Here is a 20,285-nt window from a genome sequence, read left to right as displayed (position 1 = left end):
AAGATAAATGACTTTAATGAAATATAATTTATCTAGTCATTTGTATCTGCTAACATACTACACTTCCCATTGTAGAGCCTCTGCAACTTACTGAAATTTATAATCGCTTTATAAAAAGCTTTATACTCTTTGCTTAATTGGAGGCGCTACCTCTGCACTTTCTGCTCTGTCTAGGGTACTACTTGGTTTTTCTGCAGTAATTTTTTGAATGCTACCATCTACCTTATTCTTGATATCTGCTCCATATGATCTTAATACTTCAATAGCTTTCTCGTTTCCACTATTCAGCGCAATATCCAAAGCATCCATTCCATCATTATTTTTGTGGTTGATAAAATTCTCTAACTCAAAGATTTTTATATATTGCTCAATGATGAATTCTACCACTTTTCCAGGGCAATTATTAGCGGCAGGAAAGAGTACTGCATTGTTATTATTGTCTTTCTTTGTTACATCTGCTTTGAGCTTGTCTATCAAATACTTGATAATTTCTATTCTGCTATCATCTTCTGCTTCAGTGCACTGCCTAGCAGCTAAAAACAGAGCTGTTCGCCCATTATTGTCCACATCTTCAATATCTTGTCCCTTATCAATTAAGGCTTGTATTATATTTTTGTTCCCATATAAAGCAGCAAAGTGAAGAGGAGTATACCCTTCGGTACTTTCTCTTTCATTAATCAATGCACCATGGCTAGCTAGTAATTCTATAAATTCTGGCGTATTTGCAAAAACTGCAAAGTGCATTGGTGTTAGATCATCTTTACCATGATTTTGAGTTTTTGCATTAAGGAGAGTAGACCAGTGGAACTTCCCCACCAGTCTCTCGCAAAACTGTACGTAAACCTCTTGATTTATACAGCTTCCATTATTCAGCCTTTTGGCCTAACCCTAGTGTCCAGTGATAGAAAATATCCGGAGACCTCTTTCTCACCTTTCCTAGAAATTGTCTTGCTAGTCTTCCGTGACTCCTGAGTCTCTTATATTTCCTTTTCACCCACTTTTCTAGATGCCGCTCTATATTCTTTAGAGATTTGTATACTTCAGTTCTGTAAAATTTGCCATAGTACTGATACCAGCCTCTGACTATTGGATTTACTTTTCCTGACATCTCCTCTAATGTTATATGCGTATTTCGTAGCATTTTCCATGACCTTATGGTTGTAGTAATCTTTTTCTTGGCCTTGTTGCTAATTGCTGGGAGAAATGAGACAAAATATTTCCCTATTTTATTTCTTGCTAACCTGGGTCTGAATGTGTAACCCAGAAAATCAAAACTTTGTTTAGGAAATCCACCACTCCTATTGTCATCCTTACAGTACACTATCTGTGTCTTTTCAGGATGTAATTTCAACTTATACTCAGCCAATCTTTCTTCGATCATTACTTTCACAAACTCTGCCTGTTTCTCTGTTCTGCAGTGCACTATCGCATCATCCACATACCTCTCAAATGGTACCGTCGGGTAGTTCTTTTTCATCCATATATCAAACACATGATGCATGAATATATTAGAGATGATTGGGCTAACTGAACCTCCTTGCGGAACTCCTTTATCCCTAACTACCTTACTGCCATCTGCTTGCTGAATGGGGGCTTTCATCCACCTCTCAACATACAGTATGACCCATTTGCAGTCTGTGTGCTTTTTGATAGCTTGCAATGCCAAGCCGTGGTCCAAATTGTCGAAAAATCCAGATATATCAAGATCTATCGTCCAATCGTACCTCCAGCATCTTTTACGAGCTGTATCTACCGCATCCAGTGCAGACTTATTTGGTCTATAACCATATGAATCCTCATGAAATTTTGGTTCTACCAGCGGCTCTAGATACATAGCAGCAGCCGTTTGCCCTATCCTGTCGAATACTGAAGGAACACATAAAATTCTTTGCCCTCCTGTATCTTTTGGTATCGCAACAGCTTTTACCGGCTCTGGAAAATAACTTCCGGATGACATCCTATTCCATAGTTTGTACAGATTATCTTTTAGATTTTCTTCAACCTTTGTTATCGAAACCTCATCCACACCAGCAGCACCTTTATTTTTCGATACTTGTTTATAAGCTCTCCAAATAAGTTGCTTTGATATATCAAAAGACTTTGTTTTACTCATTAACTCCTCCCTTTCGGTTGATAAATCATTAAAACTAAATAACTCAGCCCCTTCTCTCGATTTCCATTACAGAAACTTCTTCACTACTACGAGCTGATCCGCCCCTGTTTTTCGCATCGGTACTCTCATCCTTAGAGTTTAGCTCCTTGGATTTCTCCCTTATCATCGAAACGACAGGTTCCCGTAGTTCCACACAATAGCCTGAAATGGATTCATGCCACCTTTATGCCGGACGCCATCTATCCAGTAAACAAGCTCCCGATAGATTTATCCCAGGTTACAAACGACCCCCTGGTTTTGACGTCATTTAAAAGGTTTCGACACTTCATCAGTGGTTCACTTTCGTTCATCTCTCTATTCCTTACATGACATATAATTATGCCTTTTCCATAACGCTCACTACCTTGGCTCTTTACCAAAGCAGCTTATGGTTGTTTGAAGCCTGCTCTTGTAAACCGGCTCCGAGGGACCTACCCTCATCTACTGTGCAGCTTTTGCACTTAGTTTGCTCTTACTTGAACATTCTTTGTATCTCTACGGCACACCGTTTGCTCCATTTTTTATCAGCAATTTTGCTATTTCTAATTGTTTGCGTCCGATGGCAATATGCAGTGGCGTACGATTGCGTTCATAATGATCATTGACGTTTGTGCCACATTTTATTAGTAGTTCTGCAGCTTCAATATTACCTTCCTGAATTGCAACGTATAAGGAAGCATATCCATCTTTTGTTTCCTCTGTCATACGAAATTGCAAACATGTTAGTTCATATATTATTAAGGATTATTATTAAGTTTTTATTAATACAATATTAATGTAGCGGGATGACGAGCTTATCGTCATCCCGCCGCGAACCGTCATACCACTGCGAACCGTCATACCGCCGCGGTATCTCTAGATCCCGCTAACAAGCAGCGGGATGACGGTTTTTCAAATTATCGTAAGTCAGTTTAGCTATAGCTACAAGTTTCATTCTTCCCTTACAAATAACTTTACTGCGTCCTTTTTTCGGATTCAGAATTAGCAAGAAACGTTCTTGTAAGGTGGTCTACTAAAATTTTGCTTTATAAAACAATGTCTGAACTATGCAATTAATACATTATCAACACAACTGATTCATAAAAGCAAATATTATAACCACGAAGAGAGAAAATGTTATGCTTAGTTTAATAAGAAAGACCTTGAGAAAAAAAATGACTCATCAGGTAAACGATTCGAAATTGAAAGAGAAAGATGAAAAAAGTATTTTAAAATTAGCATCAAAAATAGAAGGCAAAAAAAGTAGCATTGCTGAAGAACTAGAAAAAATATCTGAAAAGGAAAAACAAAGGATTCTTACTACGGAAGTAAGTAAACATCGGGGTAAAGAATCAACTATTATATCACTTGCTTATGCTATACTACGTAAAGATAGTATAGCTGTTGAGAAAATGTTAAGAGTAGCTAAAGAAAACGGTATTCTGAAAGACATTCTTGACGCAACAACAACTATAAAATATCCAGGTGGTCAGGAAGAAACTTGCACACCACTTACTTATGCCATATTATGTAAAAATAGCAAAACTATTGAAGAAACTTTAAAAGTCTCTAAAGAAAACGGTATTCTGAAAGATATTCTTAACGCAACAACAACTATAAAATATCCAGATGGTCGGAGAGCAACTGTTACACCACTTGCTTATGCTATACTATATGAAGATAGTATAGCTATTGAAGAAATTTTAAAAGTCTCTAAGGAGAACGGTATTCTGAAAGATATTCTTAACACAACAGCAACTATAAGATATCCAGATAACAAGGAAGTGACTTACGCGCCACTTGCTTATGCTATGTTCTGGAAGGATAGCAAAGCTATTAAAGAAATTCTAGTAGCAGCTGAAGAGAACAGTATTCTGAAAGATATTCTTAACACAACAACAACCATGAAATATCTAGACCGGGAAGTGACTTACACACCACTTGCTTATGTTATACTACGTAGAGATAGTATAGCTGTTGAGAAAGTGTTAAGAGTAGCTAAAGAAAACGGTATTCTGAGAGATATTCTTGACACAACAATAACTATAAAACATTTAGATAGCCGGGAAGTGACTTACACACCACTTGCTCATGCTATGTTCTGGGAGGATGGCAAAATTATTAAAGAAATTCTAGTAGCAGCTGAAGAGAACAGTATTCTGAAAGATATTCTTGACGCAACAACAACTATAAAATATCTAGATGGTCAAGAAGAAATTTACACACCGCTTACTTACGCCATATCATGTAAAAATAGCAAAACTATTGAAGAAATTTTAAAAGTCTCTAAAGAAAACGATATTCTGAAAGACATTCTTGACGCAACAACAACTATAAAATATCTAGATGGTCAGAAAGAAATTTACACACCGCTTACTTACGCTATATCATGTAAAAATAGCAAAACTATTGAAGAAATTTTAAAAATCTCTAAAGAAAACGGTATTCTGAAAGATATTCTTGATGCAACAACAACTATAAAATGTCCAGATGGTCATGAAGAAACTTGCGCACCGCTTACTTATGCTATACTACGTAAAGATAGTATAGCTGTTGAGAAAATGTTAAGAGTAGCTAAAGAAAACGATATTCTGAAAGACATTCTTGACGCAACAACAACTATAAAACATTCAGATAGCCGGGAAGTAACTTACACACTACTTGCTTATGCTATACTGCGTGAAAATAGTATAGCTATTGAAGAAATTTTAAAAATCTCTAAGGAGAACAGTATTCTGAAAGATATTCTTAACGCAACAATAACTATAAAATGTCTAGATGGTCGGAGAGTAACTGTTACACCACTTGCTTATGCTATACTACGTAAAGATAGTATGGCTGTTGAGAAAATGTTAAGAGTAGCTAAAGAAAACGGTATTCTGAAAGACATTCTTGACGCAACAACAACTATAAAATATCCAGATGGTCAGGAAGAAACTTGCACACCACTTGCTTATGCTATACTACGTAAAGATAGTATAGCTGTTGAGAAAATGTTAAGAGTAGCTAAAGAAAACGGTATTCTGAAAGACATTCTTAACACAACAATAACCATAAAACATAAAAATAATCAAAAAGTAACTGATAAGTTACTTGCCGCATTACATGATCGCAAAGTTATTCAAAAAATTTTAGACATAGCTAGAGAAAATGATATTCTGAAAGACATTCTTAATGCAACAATAACTATAAAATATCCAGATAGTGAAGAAAAAATCTACACACCACTTACTTATACAATATCATGTAAAAGCAACGAAGCTTTTAATACAACAAGAGCTATAAATCAAGATGGTCAGGAAAAAACTCACATCCCATTTCCTACCCTTGATAAAAGAGAAACTGAATTAAAATTAAAAGAAAAAAGACAAAGTAGAAGAGATGAGGGATTAAATTTTAACAATGGTAGTAGTGACAAAAATGTTGAAATAAAAGTTAATGGGGATATCTTGTTGCAGCATAGTAGTGGAATTGAAAATGAAATAAATCATACTGCTGTACGTAATGATGTAAGGGGGGTAAAGCCTCTAATAGAAAGTAGAGTAAATGTTAAAGTACAGAATATAAATGCAGTGATTGCAACTTCTGTGACACTTGAGTTGGTAGCTAGTAAAATAACATGTGTACTGTCAAAACCCACCACTAAATTGGAAGAAGTAGCTATAACATATTTTCAAGGTTTAGCACTATATTTGTGAAACTTAATTTATATGTGCTAAACAAGATGCTGATTAGTTTTATAGCTAACCCAAGAAAGGTTTCCCTACGTCATACCGCCGCGGTATCTCTAGATCCCGCTGCGGTATGACGATTGTCGTTTAGCCATAAATATTTAAGAAATTTACCAAATGAAAAAAAAGGCAAAAGAAGCCCTGGGGTTATTATCTGCTTTAAAATATTGGCGTTTTTTATGTTTTAAACGCTTGACAAGCAAGATTTAGCTGCTTTTAATTGCAACTAACCTATGCTGCAAATGTTTAAGAAATTTACCAAGCAGAAAAAAAGACAAAGAATCCCCGAATTAGCTAGTCTTTTACTATCTCTGTCGAGTATTGGCATTTTTTGATGTCTTGTAACGCTTTATAAGCGCGTTCAGCTTATTTAGATAAAAATCTAGATGTAGATGAAGTTTTGTAAAGACATACAGTATCTATATACTGCAAAAAATTGAACATAAGACGCCGATACATTAAGTAATCCTTACCTTTTAATCTGCAGATTGGCGAAAGCAAATACAATAGCTTCAGTTTCATGATAAGGGGGCTGGCGGAGTTTGTCAAGGAAGTTTTTCGTTTCTGTGAACCACCTGCTAACCGACAGCTAACATTAACTACCGATATCGTATCTGAAGAAGCCCCCTGGCCATTCTAAAAAATTTAATGCTGAGTACACCTTACTTTTGGCTTCCTCTATAGTGCTCCCTTCTGCTACTATATTTAGCACTCTTCCGCCATCGGAAACTAAGTTACCACTTTCATCGAATTTAGTACCAGCATGAAACACCAACACACCAGGAATGCTTTCAATCTTATCTAATCCTTTAATTACTTCTCCCTTTTGATAATCACCCGGATAGCCTTTACTTGCAACAACTACACAAACTGTAGATTTGTTGTTAAGTTCCACCATTTTGACATTTAACTTTCCTTCTGCAACTGACAACATCAATTTTAACAAATCGCAATTTGAATCAAATCTAGGTAATATAGATTGCGTTTCTGGATCACCGAATCTAACGTTATACTCGAGAAGTTTTGGGCTATCTTTGCAAATCATTAAACCAGCAAAGAGTACTCCTTTATAAGACGTACCCATGTTAACCAATGCTTGAGCTGTAGGGTATATTATTTTTTGGATAATTTTTTGCTCCATGTCCTTACTTATAATTGAAGGTGATGAGTACGACCCCATACCTCCAGTATTTTGGCTTTCATTACTTTCATCAACTCTCTTATAATCTTTTGCACACCCAAGAGTTACTACTTTCAACCCATCAATAAGAGCAAAAAAACTTACTTCTTCTCCAACTAAAAACTCTTCTATGATTATTTCTTCACCTGATTCACCAAATTTTTTCTCCACTAGCATTGAATTTATTGCTGAAAAAGCTTCGCTTTCTGTATTACATATAACCACCCCTTTTCCTGCTGCAATTCCATTTGCTTTCACTACAAGTGGAAACTTTATTTTATTGCTACGTACAAAATCTTTAGCTAACCCTTCATCAACAAAACACTCGTACTTGGCAGTTGGTATACCATATCGCTTACATAGTCCCTTGGTGAAAGACTTCGATCCCTCAAGTTTTGCAGTTGCTTGACTTGGAGCAAAAACATTTATTCCCTCTGCAACTAAATCATCAGCAAGCCCATCAATTATTGGTTGTTCTGGACCAATAACAACCAACTCTATATTTTCTCTCTTGCAAAATTGTGTAACATCCACTGAATTTTGAATATTTACATCCACAAGAGCCCCAAGATCTTTCATAGCTTGGCGACCAGGAGTTACATATAACTCAGTCAAGATAGGAGATTTTTTTAGAGCCCAAAGTAGAGCGTGCTCACGCCCACCAGAACCTATAACCAGAACCTTCATCTTTATTTCCTCGCTTTTCTATATGTCAAAATTATTATTTGCTTATAACAGTATCATTACTCATGTATTTTTGCAACACGTTTGGTATTGCAATCGACCCGTCAGAATTTTGATAATTCTCCATTATGGCAATAATCGTTCTTCCTATAGCTAAAGCTGAGCCGTTTAAAGTGTGAATATATTTTTTCATCTTTTTATCAGTTTCTGAAGAGTATTTAGCGTTCATCCTTCTTGCTTGAAATGCACCACAATTTGAGCAGCTTGATATTTCTCTATATTTATTTTGCCCAGGTAACCATACCTCTATGTCATAAGTCCTTTGTGCAGCAAAACCCATATCGCCACTGCAAAGCAGCATTACTCTGTATGGCAATTCTAATTTTTTTAATATCTCTTCAGCAACACTCGTCATACGCTCAAGCTCATCATTTGATTGGTCTTCAGTTGTGATGCTTACCAACTCCACTTTACCAAATTGGTGTTGCCTTATCATGCCCCTGGTATCGCGACCTGCACTACCTGCTTCTTTACGAAAGCACTCCGAATATGCAGTAAAGCGAATAGGCAGTTCTTTTTCTTCCATTATTTTGTCAGCAACTAAATTTGTTAAAAACACTTCACTTGTGGGAATCAACCTCAATTCGTCGGTAGTTAAATACGAATCGTCAGAAAATTTCGGTAGCTGACCAACATTATACATAGCTTCGTTTTTCACCAAAGCCGGGTGGTACACCTCAGTATAGCCAAATTCATTAACATGCATTTCAAGCATACAATTTATTAGCGCTCGTCCAAGCTTAGCTAACTGTCCTTTTAATATCGTAAATCTTGATCCGGAAATTCTCGCCGCTTGTTCGAAGTCCATTAAACCTAATTTTTCTCCGAGTTCATAATGAGATTCTGGTACAAAATCAAACTGTCTTTTTCCTCCATATCTTCTCACCTCTAAATTAGAGTTCTCATCTGCGCCTATTGGCACATCTTGCGCAGGAATATTCGGCAAGTTAGATAAAACATTCACTAACTTATCCTTTTCTGCTTGTTCTTTTAAGCTGATTGCCTCTATCTCATTTGTGATGCTTTTTGACAACTCTATTTGCTCTTCACAGGGGCTCTTGCTCATTTTAAGCTTTTTTATTTCCTCTGTGATTTCATTGCGCTGCCTATTCAAATCCTGCAGTTTAGTGGTTAATGATCTTTTCTCGTGATCGATTTCTAATATCTCTTCCGCAGTAGATTCTCTAATTCCCCTGCTTTTCATTGCCTTTTCAAATCCTTCAGGGTTTTTGCGTATATATTCTATATCGTGCATATATTGTGCTATTACTAACATTGTTACTGTACTCCAAAAGCTCTTAATATTCAATATATTCTCATACTACTAAAATTATTATGGTTGATTTTTTTGTTAGAATTTGTTTAAATTTAATTAACTTAGCGTTCATAGGGTGTAGTATGTTGGGCATTACAAAAAATAATCAGAAAGAGAGCACTTACTTTGCTGGTGAGGAATTCGTTATCTACGCTACTTGTGTATGCCTAGCAGCCACATTCGCTGCTGGCTGTTTAGGGGCGGTAATAGGATCCCCTCTATTGACCTTTCCACTTGCTATGCTCATCTCTAACCCCGTAGTTTGGGTTTTAATGGGAACAATTCTTACAGTAGCATACAAAATGGTTGTTGAACCTTTATTTTACTTAGCGAAGGGTTATATTAATGGAAAAAGAGCAAGTCAAGGTGAGCAAAAAACTCCAGATGAGGATAGTGGTATTTTTCCTGGACCAGATAATGAAGATGGGTCAACTGTTTCAGAGAACAGTAGTCGCAGAAGTTCTATTGCTTCAAAAGATAGTGGTTTGGGTGGTAAAGAGTTTCATGAAAATTTGGACACTCTTGTGCATCAGACAAACAGAGGAAATTATGCTTACTGGTTATGTGATGATGACATTACACATATTGCAAGAGTTGTGTATGGGTACTCACAAAGTGAACATAGTAATAATAATGTCTATTTTCTTGCTCCTAGCTATTCTAATGGTTGGGACGAACTCACAAAAGAATTTCTTCAGAATTATAGAGGTGAATTAAAACAAAATTCTAAATTGATATTTACTTCGGTTCTTCATATTAACAACAATCATTGGGTAACTTTGGTTATTAAACCTGATGCAGGTGATAAAAAATTTAGAGCTTATTACTGTGACTCATTTGGTAATCAATTGCCAGATAATGTGCTAAATATTGTTAAAAGAGAACTGCAAAAAGAGGAATGGGTATTAGACATAAGAATTTCCCCAACTAAGCAGCAAAGTGACGGGTATAACTGTGGAATATTTGCGTTAGAAAATGCTCATAAAATTACACAAATGCTTAACGAAGACAAATCATTTGACGAAATTGACAAAAAGTTATCAGAATATAAATTTGATTTGAATGAGAAAAGAGAAGAATTTACAAGAGCGCTTATGGAAGATGAGAAATGTAAGGAAGATCTAAGAAATCGTAAGCGTCCGCCAAGGACGAAAACATCTCAGTCTTCTATTTCAAGGGAGAATGCAAGTTTGTGTTGCATTATGTAATCAATGAAAAATTACCATTGACCTTATGCCCCTCCAAATAGGAAATTTGACAATTGATTCTCCAGTTATTTTAGCTCCAATGTCTGGAGTGACTGATTATCCGTTTAGAAGTATTGTGAAGAAACTTGGTGCAAGTTTGTTAGTTTCAGAGATGATCGCAAGCAGAGCTATGATTATGCAAACTCGCCAGAGTTTGCAAAAAGCAAAAGTCGATGCATTAACTGCTGTGCAGCTTGCTGGGTGTGAGCCAGATGTTATGGCGGAGGCTGCAAAATTAAACGAGGACATGGGAGCAAAAATTATAGACATAAACTTTGGTTGCCCTGTTAAAAAAGTTGTAAACGGTTATGCAGGATCAGCGCTAATGCGTGATGAGAAAAAAGCCACTGAGATAATTGAAGCTGTGGTCAAAGCAGTGAATATGCCAGTTACGGTGAAAATGCGCACTGGATGGAACGATGAAAATCGCAATGCCCCGAGACTTGCGAAAATTGCCGAAGACTTAGGAGCAAAAATGATCACTGTGCATGGAAGAACAAGAGCGCAGCTTTATAATGGTCAAGCAGATTGGAAATTCGTTAGAAATGTTAAAGAGCAAGTGAAAATTCCAGTTATAGTAAATGGCGATATTAAAAATTTAAATGATATTCAGAATGCTCTCAAAGAATCTGGAGCAGACGGAGTGATGATAGGTCGTGGTGCCTACGGTAAACCTTGGCTGATTAATCAAGCAATGAACTTTCTCAGTGGAAGTGAAACTTCTGAGCCAACAGCTTCAGAGAGATTAAGCATCATACTCGAGCATTACGACAATATTCTTGAGTACTATGGAAATGACACAGGAATAAAGATGGCCCGCAAACACATAGGTTGGTACAGTAGCGGGCTTCAAGGCTCATCTGAATTTCGTGTGAGAGTAAATAACATGACAGATAGCACAGAAGTGAAAGAAAATATTATTGGCTTTTTTGGTCAAGAGACACACTAGCTGTACTCAATTCGACTGATCGTATGCCACTACGCTCTCTTCCTCACCAGAGTGTAAATGACAACCATTATCCATCAACCATTCCTCGTCATAAGTTTCAATATCAAAATATTTTTCATATTTATCCACATTATCACAAAGTGAAAGTGCTCTGATCTTATTCATAATCAAACCTGTACCAGCAGGAATTAATCTTCCTACTATAACATTTTCTTTTAATCCACTTAAAGGATCACTCTTCCCGCAGAATGCTGCTTCTGTAAGTACTTTTGTTGTCTCTTGGAAAGAGGCAGCAGAAATAAAGGAGCTAGTTTCAAGACTTGCCCTAGTAATCCCCTGCAGAATAGGAAGATAATGAGTAGGCCGTTTGCCAGAGTTACTCATAGCATCATTTTCCCTATCAACTTCCAGCTTGTCAATGCTTTCGCCAACCAAGTACATAGTATCACCAGGATCAGTAATTTCCACTTTTTGTAGCATTTGTTTTAAGATCACCTCTAAATGCTTATTGTCTATACGAACACCCTGCAATCTATAAACTTGCTGTATTTCAGAAATCATATAGTGCGCTAAAGCTTCTAACCCAAGCACACGTAAAATATCATGGAGATCAGGGTCACCATCCATCAATAGATCACCTTTACGTACAAAATCACCTTCATTGACTATTACATGCTTACTTCTTGATACCAAATATTCAACTGGAGAAATTTGTTCATCTACAGGTTTAATTAATATACTGCGTTTTCCTCTACGGTCTTTTTCAGAAAACGCTACATAGCCATCTATCTCACTAACAATAGCATGCTCTTTAGGACGACGTGCTTCAAATAACTCTATAACCCTCGGTAAACCACCAGTAATATCACGAGTTTTAACTGACTCTCTTGGTGTTCTTGTAATAACATCACCTGCATGAACCTTCTGGCCATCTTGTACATTGAGCACTGCACCGATTGGTATAAAATAACATGCTTCAACGCCACTTGCGAGTGTCATTACTTTACCATTATCGTCAAGCAGCACAATACGAGGACGTAAATTAGCTCCACCAGAATGCAATTTCCAGTCTTTTACTACTTTGCTTGATATTCCTGTAGATTCATCCATCACTTCAGTGATCGAAATTCCATCTTTTAAGTCCTGATAAGACACTGTACCAGTCTTCTCCGTGATAATAGGCAATGTATAAGGATCCCATTCCGCAACTTTATCGCCAATTTTTACTGACCCACTCTCATCTACATAAAGCTTAGCGCCGTAAGGTACACTGTGCTTCAACTTCTCACTACCAAGGCTATCAATCAACACGACTTCACAGGAACGGCTTATCACAATTTTATTTCCGTTTCTATCTATAATTATATTACTATTGTTTAACTTTATTTTAGCATTAATAGAAGCTATAATATTCGAGGATTCAACGCCTCTAGTCATTACTCCACCTATATGAAAAGTACGCATCGTTAACTGAGTACCTGGCTCTCCAACAGATTGAGCAGCTATAACACCAACTGCTTCACCTATTGAAACAATTTTACCAGTTGCAAGGTCTCTTCCATAACATAAAGAACATACACCAGGACTTATTTCACAAGTTAAAGGCGATCTAATTTTTACAACATCAAGACCTGCAATGCTGATTTGCTTTACTTTATCCTCATCAATTAATTCCCCTGCTTTTACTAATAATTCTTTTGTCACTGGGTTATATATATCATTTGCAGCTGTTCTACCCAGCACAACACTCTCTAGAGATGCAACTATAGTACTTCCTTCAACTGTAGCTCTCACAACAAGACCATTTTTTGTTTTACAGTCATGCTTTGTAACTATGCAATTTTGAGATACATCAACTAAACGACGAGTTAAGTATCCAGAGTTTGCAGTTTTAAGTGCAGTGTCAGCTAAACCTTTACGCGCACCGTGAGTAGAATTAAAGTATTCAAATACGTTCAATCCTTCACGGAAATTAGAAATTATAGGTGTTTCTATAATCTCACCAGAAGATTTGGTCATGAGCCCTCGCATTCCTGCTAGCTGTTTCATCTGTGAAGTAGAACCCCTTGCACCAGAGTTAACCATCATATACACTGAGTTGTACTTACTATTTCCATCATATATAGATATTGCTTTTAACATATCATTAGCTATCATATCCGTACACTTAGACCATTCATCTATAACCTTGTTATACCTCTCACTTCTAGTTATTAGCCCATCTTGATATTGCATAGAGAATTTCTTAATTTCACCCCTCGCGTGATCAACATGTGTAGCTTTAGTTTCAGGTATAACCATATCACAACGACCAAAAGAGACACCAGAAAATGTGGCATACTCAAAGCCAAGTACCATTAATTTATCAGAAAATGCCACTGTAGCACTTTGACCACAGTTACGATATACCAAATCAACTATACCAGTTATTTCCTTGACTGTTAATATCTGATTTATTAGATCGAAGCCTAGATTCTCATGCTTAGGAAAAATTTGCCATAATATTAAACGGCCAGGAGTTGTACAAACAGTTTTATAGTGAGTTTCACCGCTGCTATTAATATACTCCATCCTATACTTTATACTAGAATGCATATGTAAAGTACCATCACTCAAGGAATGCTCAACTTCACAAAAAGCACCAAAAGATGGTAAATTATCTTCCTTAGGTTCTTGTAAAGTCAGATAATATATACCAAGTACTATATCTTTACTAGGAACTATAATCGGTCTGCCATTAGAAGGACTTAAAACGTTATTAGTGGACATCATCAACACCCTAGCTTCAAGCTGAGCTTCCAATGAAATTGGCACATGCACTGCCATTTGATCACCATCAAAATCAGCATTAAACGCCGTACAGACAAGCGGATGAAGCTGTATTGCTTTGCCTTCAATAAGGATTGGCTCAAAAGCCTGAATACCAAGTCTATGTAGCGTAGGCGCTCTATTCAACAAAACAGGATGCTCTTTTATTACCTCTTCAAGCATATCCCAAACTTCTGGTTTTTCTGCTCTTATCAACTTACTAGCAAACTTAATAGTTGGAGCCATACCATACATCTTAAGCTTTGAGTAAACAAAAGGTTTGAATAGTTCAAGAGCCATTCTTTTTGGTAATCCACACTGATTTAGTTTCAAAGTTGGACCAACAACTATTACAGAACGTCCAGAGTAGTCTACCCTTTTTCCTAAGAGGTTCTGGCGAAAACGACCCTGTTTTCCTTTTAACATATCACTAATGGACTTTTTATATCCAACAGCACCAGCTTTATTTACCAAAGTATTACGACGACTATTATCAAAAAGAGAATCAACTGCTTCTTGTAACATCCTTTTTTCATTACGAATCATAATCTCAGGAGGATTTAAGCTCAACAATTTTCTCAACCTGTTATTTCTATTAATAATAGTCCTATAATGATGATTCAGATCAGAAACTGCAGGACGACCACTCTCAAGCGATACCAAAGGACGCAAATCAGGTGGTAAAATAGGTATAGTTGTAAGTATCATCCACTCAGGCCTATTTCCAGATTTAATGAAGTTTTCAACAATACGCAATCTCTTTATAATTTTCTTTCTTCTTATCTCAGAAGCAACAGATTCTAATTCTAGTCTTAAATCCTTCCTAATTTCATGTAAATCAAGGCGCGTTAGCAACTCTCTTATAGCTTCAACACCTTGCATAGCTACAAAACTATCGATCCCATAGCTATCTTTAGCTTCATTATAAGCTTTTTCACTAATAATCTCACCTTTTTCAAAAGGCGAAACAAGAGGATCTATTACGATATAATTATCGCTATATAAAATATTCTCAATATCTCTGAGAGACATATCCAATAATGCTCCAATTCTTGAAGGAAGCGATTTCAAAAACCATATATGAGCAACAGGAGATGCAAGCTCTATATGACCCATCCTTTCTCTTCTTACTTTAGAAGATGTAACTTCTACTCCGCATTTTTCGCATATGCGACCTCTGTGTCTTCTTTTTTTGTATTTTCCACATAAACATTCATCGTCATTGACAGGGCCAAAAACCTTAGGGCAAAATAATCCACCTTTCTCAACTTTGAACGTACGATAATTTGCAGTTGAAACATCTTCTATCTCACCACAAGATATACGCTTAATACTTTCAGGGCTAGCAATCGATATGCTAACCTCATTAAAAGGTTGTGCAATGTTAGTGTGAGATATATCTTCAATCACTACATCATTTTGCTTTAAATCTACATTTAAACATAAAGAACGTAGTTCTTTTATCATCACATTAAAGGATTCAGGAATTCCACATTCAAAATTACTGTCACCTTTTATTATCGATTCATAAATCTTAACTCTACCATTAATATCATCAGACTTCACAGTTAACATTTCCTGCAAAGTATAAGCAGCACCATAGGCTTGTAATGCCCAACATTCCATTTCACCAAAACGCTGACCACCAAAATGAGATTTTCCTCCAAGAGGTTGTTGAGTAACCAAACTATAAGGCCCTACTGAACGCGCATGAATTTTACCATCAACCAAGTGGTGCAACTTAAGCATGTACATGTAACCAACTGTAACCTTGCGGTCGAATTTTTCACCACTGCAACCGTCATATAATACAGCTTGTCCAGAGTTATCTAAACCAGCAAGTTCAAATAATTTTGCTATTTGTTCATCTTTTGGACCCTCAAATACAGGTGCAGCAACAGGAACGCCATCACGTAATTTGCGTGCAAATTCAATGAGATTATTATCACTAATATTACGAATATCATTACAGATAGATACGTTACTGCCATAGCTATAAACCTCAATCAGGAAGTTACGTAAATTGCTGTATGAACTTTTACAAGAGTTCAAATAGTTCTCTACTAACTCATTCAACTCGTCATTTAGTGCATTCTTATTAGGTGTATTTAAAACAGAAGCCGTTATTTCATCATCATCAATATTTTCAATTTTTTTATTATCAAGGTATGCTACTGCAAATTGTGTAAAATTATCATCGTTAAGGGACCTAATTCCCTTGCAAAAAGCACTTTTGATCTTATTGATCTCATCGAGAATATTACTTACCTTTTCCCCTAATTTTCTACAAGCCCAACCTACATGCGTTTCCAGTATTTGCCCTACATTCATTCGTGAAGGAACACCAAGAGGGTTAAGAATAATATCAACAGGAGTACCATCTTCCAAATAAGGCATATCTTCCACTGGCACAACTCGAGAAATCACACCTTTATTTCCATGTCTACCAGCCATTTTATCCCCTGGTTGCAGACTATGTTTCACAGCAATGAAAACTTTTACTGACATCGACACACCTTGAGGCAGGTCATAACCTTCATGTAATTTTTCTACTTTTCGCTTAAACTGTGCTATTGCATGTGATACTTTTTCATCAAAATCTTTTTTTAAGCTCTTAACTTGCTCAGAAATGGATTGGTTTTTTAATCCTATACCCCACCATTGCTCACGTTCAATAGAGTCAAATTTTTCTCGATCTTGAGAACCAGAATTAATAAGAAGTTTCTTCAGTTCATCATAGAAATATTCACTAGTAACATTGATTATATAATCTCGCTCTTCCTCAAAGTCATTTATCTCTTTTTGTTTGATGAGTAATGCCCTTTCATTTTCTTCAACCCCCCTGCGTGTAAAGACTTGTACATCAATTACTGTCCCTTCAACATCTGGAGATGTATATAAAGAGGAATCCGCACAATCGAATGACTTTTCACCAAAAATTGTCATTAATAACTTCGTTTCAGGAGGCAATGAAAGAGAAGGTTTAGGTGTAACTTTACCTACCAGAATATAGCCTGGACCAACTCTTGTACCAATTTTCACTATACCACTATCATCCAAGTGATATAGATTTTCTTCATTAACACCAGGTATAGCACGAGTTATTTTTTCTGATCCTAAAGGGGTATCATGTACAACACAGTCAAATTCTTCTATATGAATAGAAGTAAAGAGATCTTTTTTAACAACTTCACTAGAAATAATAATAGAGTCTTCAAAATTATAACCTTGCCAAGACATAAAAGCGACTAGCAAATTTTTACCAAGCGCCAACTCACCACTGTTAATTGCAGGACCATCAGCTATTACATCACCCTTTTTAACATAATCACCTACGCACACTAGCGGTCTTTGATTAATACAAGTATTATGGTTAGAACGCTGAAATTTCCTTAGATGATAAATATCTACGTCCAAGTAGTTAACCCTTTCTTTATCAAAAGCACGTATAACTATAGAGTTACTATCAGAACTATCAACTATGCCATCGCGTTTTGCTAAAACTACAGCACCAGAGCCAGAAGCTACAAAAGACTCCATACCAGTAGCAACCAGAGGAGCGGTAGGCTTCAATAAAGGTACGGCCTGACGTTGCATATTTGAGCCCATTAATGCTCTATTAGCATCATCATTTTCTAAAAATGGAATCAAGGAAGCTGCAACTGATATTACCTGCTTAGGAGATACGTCAATGTAACTAACTTGGTCGCTACTTACCATGACGAAGCTACCAGCATATCTACAGTATAGCATGTCATCAACAAAGCAATTATTTTCATCAAGCTTTACGCTAGTGTCAGCTATATGATGTGAGCCTTCGTCTATAGCAGAAAGATACTCAATTTGATCAGTAACAACCCTATTGACTACTTTTCTATAAGGGCTTTCAATGAAACCATATTTATTAATACGCGCGTATATAGCTAAGCTGTTGATTAACCCTATATTTTGCCCTTCAGGAGTCTCAATAGGGCAAATTCTTCCATAATGAGTTGGATGAACATCACGCACCTCAAATCCTGCCCGTTCTCTTGTTAAACCGCCAGGACCTAACGCGGATAACCTTCTTTTATGTGTTATTTCAGATAACGGATTAGTCTGATCCATAAATTGAGATAATTGAGAAGAATTGAAGAAATCTCTTAAGACATTAGTTAACACTTTTGGATTAATAAAATCAGATGAAGAAACTTTATCTAAACTAGAAGTGGACATAGAATCAACTATTGCGCGTTCCAATTTCAACAACCCAGTTCTAAATTGATTTTCTATAAACTCTCCAACTGATCTTACTCTTCTGTTTCCTAAATGATCAATATCATCTACAGATCCTTGACCGTCACGTAACAATACTATTTTTTTCACAATTTCAATAATATCTTCATGCGTTAAAACAGTTAAATCCTCATCATAATTTAATCCAAGGTAAGAGTTAAGCTTCAACCTACCAATGTTAGACAAATCATAATTTTCCGGACTGAAGAAAAGACTACGGAAAAACTCTTCTACTATCTCTAAAACAGGAACTTCACCAGGACGCAAAACTCTATATATTTCATATAGTGCATCCTGATAAGACATGTTTTCATCTAAGAAAAGCGTATTTAATATATAAGGTCCAACAAACAAATTATCTATGTTCAACACTGATATTTCATCTACAGATAATAACTCAAGCTTCTTTATGTCTTCCAGCTTTATAGATTCACCAGCAGATAAAATTTTCGTAGAGCTAGCACTATCCATTAAATCTTCTGCGAGGAATAAACCACATATAGAATTAAACGGAACCAGATACTCTTTCAATTCATTATCATATAGCTTTTTAGCTAGTCTTGAGGTAATACGAACGTTAGCTTTAAGCAGCACATTACCTTCAATATCCATTAAGTCGAAAGGCAGCCTCACTCCTTTAAATTTATCAGGAACAAAAGGCACTTTCCAACCATCTTTATGTTTTACATACTTTATTTTCTCATAAAATCTATCGAGTATATCATTATTTGATAGACCCAACGCCTTTAATAAAACTGAAATTGGCAATTTTCTTTTTCTATCAACACGAAAATACAAATGGTCTTTAACATCAAATTCAATATCAAGCCAAGAACCCCTATAAGGAATAATTCTAGCAGAATAGATCAATTTACCAGAATTGTAAGTTTTTCCCTTATCGCTATCAAAAAATACACCAGGAGACCTATGCATTTGTGAGACGATAACTTTTTCCACACCATTAATGATGAAAGTGCCCTTATCAGTCATCATAGGCAACCCACAAAAGTGGACTTTCTGCTCTTCTATAGATTTTACAACGGTTGCAAGTTTAGAATGATCTCCACTCTCTTTAATCGATTTATATTCATCAAGAGAAATACCATCCTGCATAACAACAAGACGTATAGAAGCAATAACCTGAGCAGAAAAAGTTACACCACGCTTTATACACTCAGATTCATCATACTTAGGATCATCTACCCTACAACTTATAAACTCAATAGTAGCCCTACGCAAAGGATCATTTATTGGAAAGATTGTATGAAAGATAACTTCAAGTCTTTCATTACCCTTCTTCTTAGGAGTAAAAGAATCATATGATTCTTTTTGAACCTTAACCAAATCCAATAAAGAATCTTTTAAATCAATCGACCTAGAATAAGAAACTCTAGGAACAAAAGCACCAGAAGCGTACATATAAGAAGAATCAACCATTAAAATACCCCAAACTAATTAAAAGAGCTATATCAATATAAAATTAATACATTAAATATTATTCAAGCTCCACTTTAGTTGCTCCTGCTTCAATAAGTTTTTGCTTGATTTTTTCTGCTTCGTCTTTAGGAACATTAGCAGTCAAATCTTTAGGTAAAGATTCAACCAACTCTTTTGCTTCTTTTAAACCCAATGTAGAATTAACCTCTCTCACAGCTTTAATAACTCCTATTTTTTTACTCGCATCAATTTCTTTAATCACAACTTTATACTCAGCTTTTTCTTGAGCAGCAGGAGCAGCAGCATTATCACCAATAGGCGCCCCAGCACCAACAGCTCCACCAAGAAAAGAACCAGCAGGCAACCCTATTTTCTCTTCTAAAACTTTTACAAGTTCAGAAGCCTCTAATAGGTTTAAAGATAATATTTTATCAACCAAATCACTTGTTACATTACTCATAATTACCA

The 20,285-nt window shown here is 36.1% G+C and carries 10 protein-coding genes and 1 pseudogene; 3 read left to right on the top strand and 8 right to left on the bottom strand.

Going from position 1 to position 20,285, the window contains the following annotated elements:
- Positions 1–120: 120 nt before the first annotated feature.
- The 4 genes and pseudogenes from ACJZL3_RS00160 to ACJZL3_RS00145 all read right to left on the bottom strand — a co-directional run.
- On the bottom strand, positions 121–816 hold the full coding sequence (locus ACJZL3_RS00160; RefSeq protein ID WP_419198787.1) for an ankyrin repeat domain-containing protein: 696 nt from the start codon (positions 814–816) through the stop codon (positions 121–123).
- Positions 817–865: 49 nt separating this feature from the next.
- Complete coding sequence (gene ltrA / locus ACJZL3_RS00155; protein ID WP_419198601.1) at positions 866–2,113, bottom strand: group II intron reverse transcriptase/maturase; 1,248 nt, start codon at positions 2,111–2,113, stop codon at positions 866–868.
- 43 nt (positions 2,114–2,156) lie between these two features.
- Complete coding sequence (locus ACJZL3_RS00150) at positions 2,157–2,279, bottom strand: hypothetical protein (RefSeq protein ID WP_419198602.1); 123 nt, start codon at positions 2,277–2,279, stop codon at positions 2,157–2,159.
- Between the two features lie 380 nt (positions 2,280–2,659).
- Positions 2,660–2,857: pseudogene (locus ACJZL3_RS00145) on the bottom strand (ankyrin repeat domain-containing protein); the annotation flags it as partial.
- A 437-nt stretch (positions 2,858–3,294) separates the two neighbouring features.
- Here ACJZL3_RS00145 and ACJZL3_RS00140 point away from each other — a divergent pair.
- Complete coding sequence (locus tag ACJZL3_RS00140; RefSeq protein ID WP_419198785.1) at positions 3,295–5,829, top strand: WD_0033/WD_0034 family tandem repeat-containing protein; 2,535 nt, start codon at positions 3,295–3,297, stop codon at positions 5,827–5,829.
- Between the two features lie 628 nt (positions 5,830–6,457).
- Here ACJZL3_RS00140 and purD read toward each other — a convergent pair.
- Together purD and serS are read right to left on the bottom strand one after the other, a co-directional pair.
- Complete coding sequence (purD, locus tag ACJZL3_RS00135) at positions 6,458–7,729, bottom strand: phosphoribosylamine--glycine ligase (protein ID WP_138264878.1); 1,272 nt, start codon at positions 7,727–7,729, stop codon at positions 6,458–6,460.
- Between the two features lie 34 nt (positions 7,730–7,763).
- Positions 7,764–9,041: a serine--tRNA ligase gene (serS, locus tag ACJZL3_RS00130; RefSeq protein ID WP_038198549.1), complete on the bottom strand. Its 1,278-nt coding sequence runs from the start codon at positions 9,039–9,041 to the stop codon at positions 7,764–7,766.
- Between the two features lie 143 nt (positions 9,042–9,184).
- Here serS and ACJZL3_RS00125 point away from each other — a divergent pair, with 143 nt between their 5' ends.
- A complete protein-coding gene (locus tag ACJZL3_RS00125) occupies positions 9,185–10,309 on the top strand; it encodes a Ulp1 family isopeptidase (protein ID WP_182282775.1) in 1,125 nt (374 codons plus the stop codon).
- 25 nt (positions 10,310–10,334) lie between these two features.
- A complete protein-coding gene (gene dusB, locus ACJZL3_RS00120; protein ID WP_419198784.1) occupies positions 10,335–11,297 on the top strand; it encodes a tRNA dihydrouridine synthase DusB in 963 nt (320 codons plus the stop codon).
- Between the two features lie 6 nt (positions 11,298–11,303).
- On the opposite strand, the gene ACJZL3_RS00115 is transcribed toward dusB, so the two are convergent.
- Together ACJZL3_RS00115 and rplL are read right to left on the bottom strand one after the other, a co-directional pair.
- Positions 11,304–19,817, bottom strand: coding sequence for a DNA-directed RNA polymerase subunit beta/beta' (locus ACJZL3_RS00115; protein WP_419198783.1), 8,514 nt, complete (start codon positions 19,815–19,817; stop codon positions 11,304–11,306).
- Positions 19,818–19,875: 58 nt separating this feature from the next.
- Positions 19,876–20,277: a 50S ribosomal protein L7/L12 gene (gene rplL, locus ACJZL3_RS00110; RefSeq protein ID WP_007551887.1), complete on the bottom strand. Its 402-nt coding sequence runs from the start codon at positions 20,275–20,277 to the stop codon at positions 19,876–19,878.
- Between the last annotated feature and the right edge of the window lie 8 nt (positions 20,278–20,285).

It is taken from the genome of Wolbachia endosymbiont of Rhagoletis cingulata (genome assembly GCF_048537655.1).
Classification (GTDB): domain Bacteria; phylum Pseudomonadota; class Alphaproteobacteria; order Rickettsiales; family Anaplasmataceae; genus Wolbachia; species Wolbachia pipientis.
The sequence above is the reverse complement of the archived record's forward strand: the minus strand, read 5'-3'. Positions and strand labels throughout refer to the sequence as shown.

What these genes read in the sequence shown, in the direction of transcription:
- ACJZL3_RS00150 (WP_419198602.1), bottom strand. Translation starts at nt 2,279, where the DNA reads ATGATAAGGGAGAAATCCAAGGAGCTAAACTCTAAGGATGAGAGTACC.
- ACJZL3_RS00115 (WP_419198783.1), bottom strand. Translation starts at nt 19,817, where the DNA reads ATGGTTGATTCTTCTTATATGTACGCTTCTGGTGCTTTTGTTCCTAGA.
- dusB (WP_419198784.1), top strand. Translation starts at nt 10,335, where the DNA reads ATGCCCCTCCAAATAGGAAATTTGACAATTGATTCTCCAGTTATTTTA.
- purD (WP_138264878.1), bottom strand. Translation starts at nt 7,729, where the DNA reads ATGAAGGTTCTGGTTATAGGTTCTGGTGGGCGTGAGCACGCTCTACTT.
- rplL (WP_007551887.1), bottom strand. Translation starts at nt 20,277, where the DNA reads ATGAGTAATGTAACAAGTGATTTGGTTGATAAAATATTATCTTTAAAC.
- serS (WP_038198549.1), bottom strand. Translation starts at nt 9,041, where the DNA reads ATGCACGATATAGAATATATACGCAAAAACCCTGAAGGATTTGAAAAG.
- ACJZL3_RS00125 (WP_182282775.1), top strand. Translation starts at nt 9,185, where the DNA reads ATGTTGGGCATTACAAAAAATAATCAGAAAGAGAGCACTTACTTTGCT.
- ltrA (WP_419198601.1), bottom strand. Translation starts at nt 2,113, where the DNA reads ATGAGTAAAACAAAGTCTTTTGATATATCAAAGCAACTTATTTGGAGA.